Origin of the sequence: Aquirufa avitistagni, from assembly GCF_042715545.1 — a bacterium.
In the GTDB taxonomy this organism is placed as follows: domain Bacteria; phylum Bacteroidota; class Bacteroidia; order Cytophagales; family Spirosomataceae; genus Aquirufa; species Aquirufa avitistagni.
In genome coordinates, this window is sequence record NZ_JBBKXZ010000001.1 from 1,069,559 (window position 1) to 1,084,134 (window position 14,576).

16 protein-coding genes are annotated in these 14,576 nt (G+C 40.5%); 6 read left to right on the top strand and 10 right to left on the bottom strand.

The window, feature by feature from the left end; translation table 11 throughout:
• Window positions 1-5 precede the first annotated feature (5 nt).
• Both apaG and U0R10_RS04655 read left to right on the top strand, forming a co-directional pair.
• Window positions 6-392, top strand: a complete 387-nt coding sequence (gene apaG, locus U0R10_RS04650; protein WP_377982781.1) for a Co2+/Mg2+ efflux protein ApaG — start codon at window positions 6-8, stop codon at window positions 390-392.
• Window positions 392-811: a hypothetical protein gene (locus U0R10_RS04655; protein ID WP_377982782.1), complete on the top strand. Its 420-nt coding sequence runs from the start codon at window positions 392-394 to the stop codon at window positions 809-811. The genes apaG and U0R10_RS04655 overlap by 1 nt, the downstream gene beginning before the upstream one ends.
• 48 nt (window positions 812-859) lie before the next feature.
• Here U0R10_RS04655 and U0R10_RS04660 read toward each other — a convergent pair whose 3' ends face one another.
• Together U0R10_RS04660 and U0R10_RS04665 are read right to left on the bottom strand one after the other, a co-directional pair.
• On the bottom strand, window positions 860-2,662 hold the full coding sequence (locus tag U0R10_RS04660; RefSeq protein WP_377982783.1) for a DEAD/DEAH box helicase: 1,803 nt from the start codon (window positions 2,660-2,662) through the stop codon (window positions 860-862).
• A gap of 185 nt (window positions 2,663-2,847) precedes the next feature.
• A complete protein-coding gene (locus U0R10_RS04665; protein WP_377982784.1) occupies window positions 2,848-4,080 on the bottom strand; it encodes a hypothetical protein in 1,233 nt (410 codons plus the stop codon).
• 79 nt (window positions 4,081-4,159) lie between these two features.
• Here U0R10_RS04665 and hisB point away from each other — a divergent pair, with 79 nt between their 5' ends.
• Window positions 4,160-5,260 (top strand): bifunctional histidinol-phosphatase/imidazoleglycerol-phosphate dehydratase HisB, encoded by a 1,101-nt coding sequence (gene hisB, locus U0R10_RS04670; RefSeq protein WP_377982785.1) that lies wholly within the window; start codon window positions 4,160-4,162, stop codon window positions 5,258-5,260.
• Window positions 5,261-5,407: 147 nt separating this feature from the next.
• Here the strand turns inward: hisB and U0R10_RS04675 are convergent, their stop codons facing one another.
• From U0R10_RS04675 to rpsT, 3 genes are all read right to left on the bottom strand, one after another.
• Window positions 5,408-5,476, bottom strand: coding sequence for a hypothetical protein (locus U0R10_RS04675; RefSeq protein WP_377983013.1), 69 nt, complete (start codon window positions 5,474-5,476; stop codon window positions 5,408-5,410).
• A gap of 4 nt (window positions 5,477-5,480) precedes the next feature.
• The gene (locus tag U0R10_RS04680; RefSeq protein WP_377982786.1) at window positions 5,481-6,098 is read right to left on the bottom strand and encodes a JAB domain-containing protein; all 618 of its coding nucleotides are present in this window, start codon (window positions 6,096-6,098) and stop codon (window positions 5,481-5,483) included.
• Between the two features lie 73 nt (window positions 6,099-6,171).
• Window positions 6,172-6,429: a 30S ribosomal protein S20 gene (gene rpsT / locus U0R10_RS04685; RefSeq protein WP_377982787.1), complete on the bottom strand. Its 258-nt coding sequence runs from the start codon at window positions 6,427-6,429 to the stop codon at window positions 6,172-6,174.
• A 50-nt stretch (window positions 6,430-6,479) separates the two neighbouring features.
• Here rpsT and U0R10_RS04690 point away from each other — a divergent pair, with 50 nt between their 5' ends.
• Complete coding sequence (locus tag U0R10_RS04690) at window positions 6,480-7,373, top strand: zinc dependent phospholipase C family protein (protein WP_377982788.1); 894 nt, start codon at window positions 6,480-6,482, stop codon at window positions 7,371-7,373.
• Window positions 7,374-7,392: 19 nt separating this feature from the next.
• A complete protein-coding gene (locus U0R10_RS04695) occupies window positions 7,393-8,571 on the top strand; it encodes a class I SAM-dependent rRNA methyltransferase (protein WP_377982789.1) in 1,179 nt (392 codons plus the stop codon).
• Between the two features lie 33 nt (window positions 8,572-8,604).
• Here the strand turns inward: U0R10_RS04695 and lepB are convergent, their stop codons facing one another.
• The 5 genes from lepB to U0R10_RS04720 are packed head-to-tail and all read right to left on the bottom strand — an operon-like array spanning window position 8,605 to window position 12,832.
• A complete protein-coding gene (gene lepB / locus U0R10_RS04700; protein WP_377982790.1) occupies window positions 8,605-9,750 on the bottom strand; it encodes a signal peptidase I in 1,146 nt (381 codons plus the stop codon).
• 39 nt (window positions 9,751-9,789) lie between these two features.
• Window positions 9,790-10,503, bottom strand: coding sequence for a 4-hydroxy-tetrahydrodipicolinate reductase (gene dapB / locus U0R10_RS04705; RefSeq protein ID WP_377982791.1), 714 nt, complete (start codon window positions 10,501-10,503; stop codon window positions 9,790-9,792).
• Window positions 10,504-10,508: 5 nt separating this feature from the next.
• A complete protein-coding gene (locus U0R10_RS04710; protein ID WP_377982792.1) occupies window positions 10,509-11,117 on the bottom strand; it encodes a DUF5683 domain-containing protein in 609 nt (202 codons plus the stop codon).
• A 4-nt stretch (window positions 11,118-11,121) separates the two neighbouring features.
• A complete protein-coding gene (locus tag U0R10_RS04715) occupies window positions 11,122-12,042 on the bottom strand; it encodes a ParB/RepB/Spo0J family partition protein (protein ID WP_377982793.1) in 921 nt (306 codons plus the stop codon).
• Between the two features lie 10 nt (window positions 12,043-12,052).
• On the bottom strand, window positions 12,053-12,832 hold the full coding sequence (locus U0R10_RS04720; RefSeq protein ID WP_377982794.1) for a ParA family protein: 780 nt from the start codon (window positions 12,830-12,832) through the stop codon (window positions 12,053-12,055).
• Between the two features lie 162 nt (window positions 12,833-12,994).
• Here U0R10_RS04720 and U0R10_RS04725 point away from each other — a divergent pair, with 162 nt between their 5' ends.
• Window positions 12,995-14,572 (top strand): peptide MFS transporter, encoded by a 1,578-nt coding sequence (locus tag U0R10_RS04725; RefSeq protein WP_377982795.1) that lies wholly within the window; start codon window positions 12,995-12,997, stop codon window positions 14,570-14,572.
• The last annotated feature ends 4 nt before the right edge of the window (window positions 14,573-14,576 follow it).

A 14,576-nucleotide genomic window follows, 5' to 3' on the forward strand; every position in this document is an offset into this window, starting at 1 on the left:
TTTACATGCCACAATCCATCGAAAACGGATTTCAAATTGACGTAAAAGTGACTCATTTGCCTGATTATGAATTACAGGCACCTTATAAGCACTTTTTCTCCTACCAAATTACAATCAAAAATATTGGGAATCAACCGGCCCAATTAGTTAGCAGATTCTGGAAGATATTAGATGGAAGTCATGCGCCTGAATATGTCAATGGATTGGGCGTGGTGGGTCAGCAACCGATTCTTGAACCTGGAGAATCCTTTACCTACACTTCAGCATGTCCGATTATCTCAGCCATAGGACAAATGTCTGGTTATTATACCTTTCTAAACTTGATGGATCAAACTACATTTAAGGTACAAACACCGGCATTTGAATTAGTCACAAATTACAGCTTGAATTGATGTTGAATAGGTTACGATTTAATTGGAAAGCACAAACGGCGCATGGATTACATTCCCCATTCGTATTTGCTTTATATACTGAGGTTATTGATCCGATTTACCAAAAATCACCTCAAGACATAGAATCAGCATTGATTCATGGGATAGGCAACTATTTAAAACTAGCCGAAGGACAGCTTCACGTTGTAGATTTAAACCAAGTGAACGAATCTATGCTACCTGACATAGAAGCTTTGTTTCAAGATTCAGCGAACCTGATTATTTGCTTACACCCACATGCGGGAACTCATTCGAATGAATTTTGGCGAAGATTATACCAAAATCCGGCGGTAATACATTCAATAGAATTATTTGAAATGGGTATTTTGAGTTTAAGACCTACGGCTCCGAAACAGCATTTTTGGCTTAAAAAGTCATAAAAAAAGGAGCAACCTTTCGGCTGCCCCTCAAAAAAAAAAAAAATACGATTAAACTGGCTTAGCGATTTCGACTAAAACGCGCTTACCTTTGATTTGCGCACCTACCATCTTGTCGATGACCTGGTTAGCATATTCCTTGGGAACATCCACATAGGTATGCTTATTCTCAATTTGAATTTGACCTAATACATTTCCTGGAATTCCTGTTTCGCCAGCAAAAGCGCCAACAATATTGGAAGGAGAAATTTTCTCATTAAAGCCAATATTCACGAACATACGTACCATGTTTTCGTCCGTTTTGTATGGCTTTCCTTCCCGGTCAACACGTGGTCCACGTGGGCCACTGCCGCGATCAGAACCTCTTTCAAAACGACCGCCACGATCTCCACCACGGTCTCCATAACCACCACGAGATTCACGATCAAAACGACCGCCACCACGACGTTCTCCACCACGTGAATCACGATCGCGGAAACCTCCGCCACGCTCCTCACGACCAAACTTGCGTGATTGACGTTCGAATTCACCTTCTAAATTTTCATCACCAAATTCATTCTTCTGGATACCCATATTCATTTTAACTAAGGCAGCAACAATTTGCTCCGTAGAAAAACCAGCATGCTGTAAGTTTTCTAATGAATCAGAGAATACTTCTAAATCACCCTCGTTGATAGTAGCCGCCACACGCTCAATAAACATGCCTTTTTTAATGCCGACTACATCTGTGAATGATGGGATAACACCTTTGTCAATTTTCACTTTGGTGTAGTTCATGATTTCACGCAAACGATTGCGCTCAGAACCTACGACCAAGGTAAATGCCTTACCGAATTTACCAGCACGACCTGTACGACCGATACGGTGTACGTAATATTCTTCATCTAATGGGATATCGTAATTGATTACCGCGTCCACATTGTCTACGTCCAAACCACGCGCAGCTACGTCAGTAGCCACTAAAATACACACATTTCCATTACGGAAACGGTTCATTACTTGGGTCCGTTGGCTTTGACGTAAATCACCGTGTAAACCTTCCGCAGCATAGCCACGAGAAACTAGATCTTCAACCACCTCGTCCACACGTTTCTTCTGGTTACAGAAGATCAACATCAACTTCAATGCGTAGAAATCAATTAAACGCGTCGTAACTTCCATCTTCGCACGACCCTTCACATCAAAATACAATTGCTCGATGTTAACGTTTGTGATTTCGTTTTTAACGACCTTCACTAATTTAGGATCTGTCAAATAACGACTTGTCAATCCCAAAATAGGCTTCGACATAGTCGCAGAGAATAAGACTGTCTGGCGTTCGTTTGGCATTTCTTGTAAGATACTTTCGATATCCTCACGGAAACCCATATCTAACATTTCATCTGCCTCATCCAAAACAATCATAGAAGCTTGCTGGAGCTTCAATGCACGACGCTCAATTAAGTCAATCACACGACCTGGAGTTCCTACAACAATGTTGGCCCCCGCCTTCAACGACTTAATTTGACGATCAATTGAATCACCACCATATACCGTAGTCACCCAAACGCCTTTCGTGTATTTAGCCAGTTTCTTCATTTCCTCAGAAACTTGAACCGCTAATTCACGGGTAGGACATAAAATAATTGCTTGAACGAACTTCTCGAATGGAACGATGTGCTCAATCATCGGAATACCAAACGCGGCAGTTTTACCTGTACCTGTTTGTGCTTGTCCGATGACGTCACGACCCTCTAAAACATAGGGAATAGCTTCTGATTGAATGGGAGAAGCAAATTCAAAACCCATTTCTTTTACTGCTTCTTGGATACCTTCCGACAAAGGAAGACTATCAAAGCGAATTTTTTCACTCATGATTTTCTTGTTTAATTATGATGCCCTAACACATCCGTAATTAAACCTAATAGCCCTCTAAACTGTCTGGTAAGGGATTTACAATCTCTTGTAATCGATTTATGCGGATGCATTTGTACTAATAAGCCACAAAAGTACGCATACTTACTACAGAAAGCAAACGAATTGCACTATTTTAATAAATGCTATTTAATCAGCAACAGATAAACCTGCGCTTCTCCGCCTGAAAATGACACGGAAGGGTCTGATGATTTTACCTCAATACGTCCCGGAGCGACCCCCTCACCTACCAAACGATTCTTCAACACAAATCCTCGCTTAAGCGATGCTCGATCATCTTTTCCTGAATTGACCACCCATTTTACATGCACGTTTTTGAACGTATACAAACCTTCTGCCAAACGTTTAAACACGAGGTCATTGGGCTGTAAAAGCAAATCGGATTGCGCATCGAATTGCAATTCACCTACACTAAATTCAGTGGTCTCTTTTTGAGTAGAATCCAGTAGAAATTGGTGAACTGGGACTAAAACAGAAGTCTTGGGTAGGTCAAATGGTTTACCATCTGGCCAAACTAAGGTTGTCAACGAATCTGCTTTCAACCGATTGGAGTCTAAAACAGCCTGAGTTAGACTATCATTCAACTTCGTTAAACTATCAATTGGGATAATTTCTTCTGTTTCGGCAACATTATCTTCATCTTCAAGCGTTCGAAAAGTAGTATACCAAATAACAAATCCTCCTAATAAAATAACCCCTACAACAGAGAGCATCATCGGTAACGTGATGCGCTGCAATAAACCGGTAGACGCATCTACATGGCTTTCGCTATCATCCACATAGGTAACCATGGGGTCAACCTTAAGAATATCTGAAAGCAATAAAATATCTGAAATGGTATATTGAACTTTCCCTGAACACAAGGCATTGAAATCAGATTTCATTCCTAAATAGAACGCACTATATGTCTTCCAATCCTTCAGGGCCGGGTAATCCGTTTGCTTTAATTTGTACCCATAAAAGCCAAAAAACAAGGTAAGGCCCTTTAATACAGAAGAACTTTTACAGCCCAAATCTCGCGATAACAACATCGCAATGGCACTTTTCTTATCTGGAACCAAAATACTCATCATCCCCTCGCCAAATCGCATGATCGCATCTACATCATATTCATCTGTAGTCTTGCCTACATAAGCTTCTATAGATTCAACGGGGATTGGTTTCTGTAAAATGAAATTATAAAGCGCATTAAATCGAATCCGATTCCGAACCAATTTCAACAAACCGCCTAAAATGATAGCCTCCCAAACAGGGAATAATTCAGCGACCTTATCTTCTGTCTCCTGCAGCATCCCAGCTACCCGTTTCTGGATATGCTGTTTTTCCTCCTCCGATAATACACTAAATAATTGGCTCATATGATTAATTTCAGATGCGAAATTACCTTATTTTTATTTTTTATCCATGTAAATAAGTACAATCATTTACCTTTGTGCTATGAAAAAAGTTTTATTTATCGATCGCGATGGAACATTGATCGTGGAACCTTTGGTAGACCAACAAGTTGACAGTTTTGAAAAACTTGAATTTCTACCACATGCTATTTCGAATTTGAAGAAAATCAATGATGAATTTGATTTCGAATTGGTCATGGTGACAAATCAAGATGGATTAGGAACTGCTTCATTTCCAGAAGATACTTTTTGGCCAGCACACAATAAAATGCTGGCTATTCTTGCAGGCGAAGGCATTCATTTTTCAAACGTACATATCGACCGTAGTTTTCCAGCAGATAATCTACCTACCCGTAAACCCGGCATAGGGATGTTGGCAAGCTATTTTTCTTCCGACTACGATTTAGCAAACTCTTATGTATTGGGTGATCGTGAAACAGATATTCAATTAGCTAAAAACCTTGGCGCCCAAGCCATCTATATTGGGAATGGTACCATACAAGATCCGGTAGCCTTGCAATGCACACATTGGGATGACATTTATGCATTTTTCAAATTACCGGCACGTCGGGTAACGCACGAACGCAATACCCATGAAACTAAAATTGCCATCGAGTTAAATTTAGATGGATCGGGTAAGGCAAATAACCAAACTGGACTTGGCTTTTTCGATCACATGCTTGATCAAATCGCCAAACACGCCAATGTGGACTTAGCGGTGCGCGTTCATGGCGATTTACACATCGACGAACACCACACGATAGAAGATACGGGCATCGCACTCGGCGAAGCATTCGCATTAGCATTAGGCGATAAACGCGGTATTAATCGGTACGGATTTTTATTACCGATGGATGAATGTTTGGCACAGGTAGCTATAGATTTCTCCGGCAGAAATTGGTTGGTATGGGACGCTACCTTCAAGCGGGAGATGATTGGTGAAATGCCTACCGAAATGTTCTCTCATTTTTTCAAATCGTTCTCAGATGCAGCTAAGTGTAATTTAAACATTCAAGCATCCGGTGAAAATGAGCATCATAAAATTGAAGCTATCTTCAAAGCTTTTGCGAAGACAATTCGCATGGCGGCAGAACGCGACGTGAAAAATTTAAATTCTTTACCTAGTACAAAGGGCTTACTTTAAACAAATTGATTATTTTTGCATAAATATTAAAACACTATGGGATATTCAGGAGCAGCATTTTTTATTATTTTGTTCGCGATTTCAATTGTCGTGGGATCAAAACTTCAAAAAATCTACAAGGAAAGAGGCAAATAATCGCCTCTTTTTTTACATCCATCCTGCATCTGCAAAACTTACATAGGAATTACCCGTCATGATTAAATGATCGGCTACCATAATCTCAAATAGTTTTCCAGCTTCCACTATTTTTTTTTGTTACATCGCGGTCTGCTTGACTAGCTTGCTTTTGACCTGAGGGATGATTGTGTGCTAAAATCAGCGTCGATGTGTGTTGTGCAATGGCCGACTTGTAAATCATTTTAACATCTACAACCGTACCCGCAATTCCACCGGCACTGATACGTTCCACCTTCAACAGGCGCGCGGCACGATTTAAATGTACCACCCAAAACTCCTCATGATCCAAATCCATAAACTTGGGATAGAGAACCTGAAAGGCATCATGTGAACTCTTTATCCTAAGTACTTCTTCAGGCACTAAATAGGCTGCTCGCCTGCGACCCAACTCAAGTGCCGCGATCAGTATCGAAGCGCGGGCGCTTCCAATTCCCCTAAATTGCATAAAATCAGATGCGGTGAAGCGACCTAGTCGATTTAAGTCAAAATCGATTGTGCTTAAAATCGACTGAGCTATCCCAAGTGCAGATAGACTCGGCAAACCAGATCCAATCAAAATAGCTAGCAATTCTTCTGAACGAAGAAACTCCTTGCCCTGATTAGCTAATATCTCGCGGGGACGCTCCTCCACACGCAAAGCAGAAATTTTGGTTGAATACATGCCCGAAGGTAACAGGCATAAACAAGAAAACCCCGCGAGTTGCGAGGTTTTCCAAGTACTTGATAATAAAGTATTAAGCAGCGATTTTGTTCACCAACTTAGCTAATTTCGATTTCTGATTAGCTGCTTTATTTTTATGGATAATGTTCTTCTTCGCTAATTTATCTAACGCTGAAGATACTTGTTTGAATAAGTCTGAAACCAACGCTTTATCCGTTGTAAGTCTTAATTTCTTAACCAACGTACGCGTTGATTTATGTTGATAACGGTTACGCAAACGCTTTGATTCATTTGCACGGATACGCTTTAATGCTGATTTATGATTTGCCATCTTCTAAAAAATTCTCTTTTCTGTAAAATTGAATTGCAAAATTAAACAAAATGATTAGAAATCACAATACATCATTCAAAATTTTATTCATGCAGGTACTCGCACTTCAAATATGCCTATTTTACACCTACCCTGCCTATTCTTGGGGTTTTTATGCCCATAAACGGATTAACCACCTCGCTGTTTTCACGCTTCCTGAATCGATGAATCGTTTGTACAAACGGCATATCAGGGCTATTGAGAGCCTATCTGTATTACCCGATCAACGAAGACATACGCTAGATGAAGAAGCCGCGCGGCATTACATTGATTTAGATCAGTATGAACTGAATCGCATAGCCTATCTCACCTTTGAAAAAGCAAGCCTAATCTATACCAAAGACACCTTACAGCAACATGGCATCGTACCCTGGATTATTCCCATCGTGAAAAATAGGCTAAAATATGCCTTTTTGAGCCGAGACACCGTACAAGTCATCAAGCTGTCGGCAGAACTAGGCCATTACATCGCAGATGCCCATGTTCCCCTACATACAACTTCCAATTACGACGGTCAAAAAACGAATCAAGTGGGCATACATGCGTTTTGGGAATCCAAAATACCAGAAATGCTTCAGGCTGATCTAGAAGATTGGTCGGCACCCGCGAATTACATCCCAGATCTTCAAAAAGAAACGTGGAATTGGATCCTTCAAGCACATAGATACGTAAAAACCCTGCTCCTACAAGAGGCTGAACTCAACGCACGTACCAAACCTCAAACCAAATATTTATTCCTCAAAAAGGGTTCTATACTGACCAAAACCTATGCATACGCCTATGTAAAAGAATACCACAAGCTGTTAAACCATCAAATTGAAACGCAATTTAATGACGCCATTCAGCACGTCGGGAATGTATGGTATTCAGCCTGGCTTGAGGCTGGCCAACCCGACTTTAAATAATTTTGTGCAATTTTGCAGCATGACAGAAAAATTCATTCAACTCAAAGCTGGCAAAGACGCCCCTGTTAAACGATTTCATCCCTGGGTATTTTCAGGAGCCATTCAAAAACAAAGTCCAAATTTACAAGATGGGGATTGGGTTAATGTACTTTCGTCTCGCGATGAATTTTTAGGAACGGGGCACTTTCACCATGGAAGTATTGCAGTTAAAATCTGCTCATTTGAGCCCATCAGCGATAAATCAGCCTTTTGGGAAAACCGCATCCAAAATGCCTGGGACCTGCGCTTATTGTTGAATTTGCCCAAAACAAACGCTTTTCGTTTGATTCATGGCGAAGGAGATGGCTGCCCGGGCTTAATTATGGATCTCTACAAAGACGTCATTGTATTTCAAGCGCACACCATCGGTATGCATCGGGATCGCGATGAAATTGTCGCTGCTATCTTAAAAACCTTAGGTAAAAAGGTAAAGGCCATTTATGATAAATCACGTGAGACATTACCTACAGAATACGCACAAAACTGTACGAATGCATTTGTTCACGGAGAAGTAAAAGTTCCCTATACGGTACAAGAAAATGGCATCTCATTCTCCATTAACTGGATTACGGGTCAGAAAACAGGCTTTTTCTTAGACCAACGAGACAATCGGAAACTATTAGCACATTATGCAGCAGAAAAAGACATATTAAATACGTTCTGCTACTCAGGAGGTTTTTCATTATACGCCTTGCAAGCGGGTGCAAATTCAGTTGTTTCCTTAGATGCCTCTGCCAAAGCCATTGATTTAGTTCATGAGAACATCCGTTTGAACAAAATGGAAACCAAAAGTCACGAAGCAATCGTAGGAGAAACACTCCCCTATTTAAGAAACTGTGAAACCGACTTTGACATCATTGTGTTAGATCCTCCCGCATTTGCGAAATCTATGAATGCAAAACATAAAGCATTACAAGGATATCAAAAAATCAATGAGCTTGCGCTACGTAAAATCAAGAAGAACGGCTTACTATTTACCTATTCTTGTTCACAAGTGATTACCCGCGAGTTGTTCTATAATATGCTTGTCGCCGCCGGAATCGCCGTTGGCCGTGAAATTCAAGTCATCCATCAAATGACCCAGGGACCAGATCATCCCATCAATCTTTTCCACCCAGAAAGTAATTACTTGAAGGGATTTGTTCTCAAGGTATTGTAATCAAAAAAGGCTTCCCTCGGGAAGCCTTTTTACTTAGTCGACGAATCTGAAAATTCGACTCCAGCGAATCTTTCCAGAGAATAAACCTTTATTCGGATCTAGCGACATCCAAACAAAAACCGCTTTACCTACGATGTTTTCAGAAGGAACAAATCCCCAAAAACGTGAATCAGCTGAATTGTGGCGATTATCTCCCATCATGAAGTAATAGTTTTGCTTGAAAGTATAGGTTTTCAAAACTTGACCATCTTGAATCAATTTACCGCCTTGCAACTCAATACCTGAATTACCTTCATAGGTACGAATAGCCTCTTGATAAAAAGCCACATTCTTGGAATCTAAGGTAACCGTCATTCCTTTAGCTGGAATTTTAATCGGACCAAACCAGTCACGATTAAACTTAAACTGCACGGTATCATGCGGAAACATATCAATAAATGTGACTCCTTTAGGATCTTTAAATGAATCAAAATCAAATGATTTCGCCCAAGGCAACGCTTTGATTTCGTCGATATGCTTCTTAGAGGTGTTTAATTTATAGCCAACTAACTGATTAGAAGAGTCAGCTAATGGCAACCAATCTGCAGAATCATAACTTGCATCTGGGGAATTTCGAATACCATAGGTATCAAAAAACGCCTCGTCTAAATTTTCCTTTGTTTTCATGAAAACCGGATGCTGCATACGTTCTGGGTTATCCATTGGCTTACCATTCACGATAACTTGTTGGTCCCTCACCTCCAATACATCACCTGGTGTACCTACGCAACGTTTTACATAAAACGTACGCAAGTCTAAGGGAGCATCTCCATCTTCTTCAAAATTAGGCGCATTAAATACAACTGCATCCCCTTTCTTCACATCTGTAAAACCTGGTAAACGATATACAGGTAATTCAATCCAACGTAAATACGAGGGTAAGTTGGTGAACCAAATTTTTTGATGTGTTAAAGGCAACTGCAAAGGCGTTTTTGGCGTACGAACACCGTAATGCATTTTACTTACAAATAAGAAATCACCCACCATCAAAGAACTCTCCATCGATGGAGTGGGAATTGTATAGGCTTCAAATAAGAAAAAACGAATTAACGTAGCGGCAACTACGGCAAACATAACGGAATCCAACCACTCTCTAAAAGCAGATTTGTTTGTTGGTTTTTTTGTTTCTGGTGACTTCATGTCTCGTGTATAAATTTAAATCAATGAATGTAGGCGTACTTATTTCAACATATCTTCCATGCCCAAAATGCCTTTTTTACCCTGAATCCACTCAGCAGCAATGACGGCTCCTAAGGCAAACCCTTCCCGACTAAACGCTTCGTGTGTAATCTCGATTTGATCGACTTTAGAAATATATTTCACGGTATGCGTACCTGGAATTGTGGATTCCCGTTGCGACCAAATAGGCACTTCATTGGGTTGTGGAATTTCGTTATTTACCCATTTGGTACGTTCAGCATACGCATCGATGATGCCTTCTGCCAGCGTAATGGCCGTACCCGAAGGCGAATCCTTTTTTTCTAAATGATGTATTTCATTCGTGTAGATATCGTATGCTTGGTGTGGCGCCATTAATTTGGCCAAGGTACGATTCAATTGAAAAAACAAATTTACCCCAATGGAGTAATTAGATGCATAAAAAAAAGTTGCATCGTGTGCAGCAGTGGCTTGTTCTATTTCACTTTTCTTTTCGAGCCAACCGGTTGTCCCACAAACCACTGGGATTTGCTTTTTGATACATGTCAAAATATTCGTGAATGCAGAAGCTGGATTTGAAAACTCAATCGCTACATCTGCCTCTTGCGAAGTTAAATTGGCTAACTCATGAGCATTGTCAACATCGATTCGCGCAACAATGGTATGACCGCGACCAAGCGCTAAGCGCTCAATCTCCTTTCCCATCTTTCCATATCCAATTAGGACAATTCGCATAGCATTCATTTTTTAAAATTAAGAGATAAAGTCACTCGTGATACCAAACCTTTTGACAAAGGGTCAAAATCAAGGATAGGCTTTACCCGTAAACTAATATCATCTGAGACATCAAAAGTCTTTAAATGTGCACTTACATTCGCATCAATCACATTAAATGCCCAAGCCACAACCATGCCAATATAAGTATAATCTCGATTTCGACGAAATCCGTCATTAATTCGCTTCAACTGATTGACATCTAAATCACGCGCCAAACCATCTTCATAAACTACGGAAACCGTACTAGGCGGAATATATTTGGGATCATCTGCCCGCGGGGAAACGATGTAATAAAAAGCTCTATACTTCTGGTAACGCTCCTGATTGTAGTTGGCAATCACCCCCAGCGTAACAAACGCCCCGGCAACTAAAGGCAATTTCCAATATTGACGATTGTATGCTTGACCTAAACCTGGAAAAATGAGGGATCTAATGGTTGCAACACGTGGAATAATCTTGTGAACTGGCTTAGCGACAACCGAGTCCTTTTGCGCTACTGAATCCACAGGGATTGCGCGCAAATCGATCGACATGCCTAGCCATACTACAAGAAAAAAAACAAGGTAGCGCATAAATTTAGGACTGGATAGATTCCAATAAGCGCTTCAAATCCGCTGCAGATTTGATCAACAACTTCACTTCTCCTTTTCCTGAATCATCCATTTTTAATGAAACGGGCAGTTTGAAATGATCGGTTAATTGGCGCTGCCACGAACGTAATTCTTCGGCATTTACCGCCTTACTGACCTGTGGGTTCGCATCTACTTTACCTGCGGCTGACTGACGAACGGCATCTTCCAATTTACGAACAGACCATTCCTCCGCGATTGTTTTGGAAAATAATTGTTGCTGAAGTGTCGGATTCTCCAATGAAATTAAACAACGCGCATGCCCCATGGAAATCTTATTCTCCCGGATGGCTAATTGAATGTGCACCGGCAATTTCAATAAACGCATGTAATTCGTTACCGTGGACCTATTCTTACCTACACGCGCACCTAAATCTTCTTGCTTTAACTGACACTCTTCCATTAAGCGCTTATATGATAAAGCGATTTCAATGGCATTTAAATTTTCACGCTGAATATTCTCTATCAGCGCCATTTCAATCATTTGTTGGTCATCTGCCGTACGTACATACGCAGGAATACGCGATAAATCAGCCAATTTCGAAGCTTGCAATCTGCGTTCACCTGAAATTAGTTGATAACTCCGTGCACCAGTTTTCCGAACAGTAATTGGTTGAATGATACCGTGAACACGAATGGATTCAGCTAAATCTTCCAAGGCCGCCTGCTCAAAATACTCACGCGGCTGGTATGGATTTGTTTCAATATAAGCCAATGGAATTTCTTCCATTAAATTAACTCCATCTAATCCGCCCATGAGCGAGCCAGATTGACTAGCAGAACTTTGAAGATTTTCGGAATCTTCTAATAAAGCCCCTAAACCACGACCTAAACCTGTGCGCTTTTTATTTTGCTCCTGCTTGCTCATATACTACAACTTATACCGTTTGAAGTAAGCCATTCTTACGAATAATTTCCTTCGCTAAATTTAAATAACTGATTGATCCTTTGCTATCTGCATCATGCAAAATAGCAGGAATACCGAAACTAGGTGATTCTGACAAACGAATATTCCGCGGAATGATTGTCTCAAATACCATATTTTTAAAGTGGGAATTTACTTCGTTCACGACTTGATTAGACAGGCGCAAACGCAAGTCATACATAGTTAACAAGATTCCTTCGATGACTAATTGTGGATTCAATCGAGACTGAATGATCTTAATTGTATTCAAAAGTTTACCCAAACCTTCCAAGGCATAATATTCGCATTGAACGGGAATAATGACAGAATCTGCCGCCGTAAGGCTATTTATGGTGATTAAACCCAAGGAAGGAGAACAGTCCATTATGATAAAATCATAATCATCTTTAATCGATGCTAATGCATCCTTCATTTTACCTTCTCTATTTTTCAGGTTAATCATTTCGATTTCGGCACCTACTAAATCAATGTGCGAAGGAATTATATCGAGAAAAGGTACTTCAGTTGCAAGAATACTTTCGCCTACGGCAGCAATGCCTACCATACATTCGTAGATACTGCGCGTGACTTCTTTTGGGTTAAATCCTAGACCAGATGTAGAATTAGCCTGAGGATCCGCATCGATTAAAAGTGTTTTAAATTCGAGGGCAGCTAGACTCGCAGCCAAATTAATCGCTGTGGTCGTCTTGCCCACTCCACCCTTTTGATTTGCAATCGCGATAATCTTACCCATGAAACATTTTCTAGTTAACGATTTGAACCAACAATATTACGAAAAAGGTTTCACATCTTTTTTCAAAATTGATTCGTTCAATCTGCAAATTTTATCAGTTTAGTTTAGAGAGATTCAATCAAACTATTTTAACTTGCCGGGAGATTATCAACAACCTATTATATGACACAAAATTCTACAGCGCATCCGAAAGGACTCTATGTACTTTTTACCACTGAAATGTGGGAAAGATTCAATTTTTATGGCATGCGCGCCATTTTATCTCTTTTCTTAGTTAGCGCATTGGCATTTAAACAAAACGAGGCCTCTATCTTATATGGTGGTTTTCTCGGATTAAGTTACCTCACTCCCATGTTTGGGGGATACATTTCTGATCGCTATTGGGGCAATCGAAATTGCATCATTTTTGGTGGTTTTGTGATGGCTTTGGGCCAATTATTCCTCTTTGGATCTGCAAGCACCTATGCTGGTAATTTACCACTAGCCAATATTCTTATGTGGTCAGGCCTATTTTTCCTGATTATAGGCAATGGCTTTTTTAAGCCAAACATCTCTTCGATGGTAGGTCAGTTATATGCCAAAGGTGACAATAAACTAGATGCAGCCTTTACCATTTTTTACATGGGTATCAATACCGGTGCATTCTTGGGAATGTTGATTTGCCCGTGGGTGGGAGATGTTAAAGTAGATGGAATTCGTGTGGTAGAAGCTTTCAAATGGGGCTTTTTAGCGGCAGGTGCTGCCATGATGATCGGAACTATTTCCTTCTATATCCTAAAAAACAAGTTCATCGTTTCTCCCTCTGGTGAGGCTGTTGGCCTTAAACCGAACTTTAATGCCATACAGGATAAAACTAAGGAATCTGAAAAAGCGGAATTTTCGAATCAATCTATCGGGATTGCTGTTTTCATATTTCTTGTTCTTGTGTATGTATTCCATTCATTTATTGCCACGGCAGAGGCAAACCCGATTAAAGACTGGATTTATCCAATCATTTATGCATCAGGACTGAGTTTGGCATTTTTAATTATGACAGACAAAACCTTGAATAAAGTGGAGCGCGACCGGATTTGGGTGCTTTATATTATTGCTTTTTTTGTCATGTTTTTCTGGTCGGCATTTGAGCAAGCAGGATCATCGCTGACTTTTATTGCGGACCAACAAACAGATTTGCATTTCTTGGGCATCGAATTGCCCCCTAGTTCGGTTCAAAATGCAAATTCGATCTTTATTGTATTGTTGGCCTTTCCGTTTAGTTGGTTTTGGACCTGGCTTCAAAAGCGCGGCATCGAACCTAATTCTCCGGCCAAGCAATCGATAGGCCTTTTATTATTAGCCACAGGATATTTCATCATTGCTACCCAAGTAAAAGATTTGGGCACTCAAAAATTAGGCGTTGCTTGGTTATTCTGCATGTACTTATTCCATACGATGGGTGAACTTTGCCTATCGCCTATTGGACTTTCGCTGGTAGCGAAGTTGGCCCCCAAACGCTTTTCATCCTTATTAATGGGTGTGTGGTTTATTGCCAATGCTGCTGGATATGCCTTAGCTGGAACATTAGGAGCGCTATTACCATCCATCGAACCTGGGGCACAAATTCCAAGTTTCCTTGGATTTGAAATCCACAATTTATATGAGTTTTTCATGGTGTTCGTATCGCTAGCGGGTGCAGCTGCCATTTTATTATATATCCTGGCTGCTGGGCCACTTAAACGAATGATGCACGGAATCAAATAAGCAT